The organism is Staphylococcus pasteuri (genome assembly GCF_030547725.1).
Taxonomy (GTDB): Bacteria; Bacillota; Bacilli; order Staphylococcales; family Staphylococcaceae; genus Staphylococcus; species Staphylococcus pasteuri.
This window is the reverse complement of record NZ_JAUOQO010000662.1, coordinates 1-250: the sequence shown is the minus strand read 5'-3', so window position 1 is coordinate 250 and position 250 is coordinate 1. Positions and strand designations below refer to the sequence as shown.

General features: G+C 44.8%; 1 protein-coding gene. It reads left to right on the top strand.

Annotation, left to right across the window (positions count from 1 at the left end; all coding sequences use genetic code 11):
* Positions 1 to 250, top strand: a 250-nt coding sequence (locus tag Q4528_RS15085) for a hypothetical protein (protein WP_303522503.1), incomplete at both ends; no start/stop codon positions are given.

Genomic DNA, 250 nt, shown 5'->3' with positions numbered 1-250 from the left:
CCGCAGTTCAACTTTGGAGGGGGTGAGTTTAAAGTAAGTGTCGCAGACATTGATGATACTTCTAGCCCTCAAACCTCTGCTAATGACTTAGAGGCGAATCGCGCTGGGCAAACCCTATCCATTAGCGTCAGTCAAGACTTTGGCAATGTGGGAGTATTTGCTCGCTATAATCGCTCTTATCAACGTTACGTTGCTAAAACCAAAGCAGTAGCGGTAGGCGGTATTGTATTTAATGACTTACTGGATAATC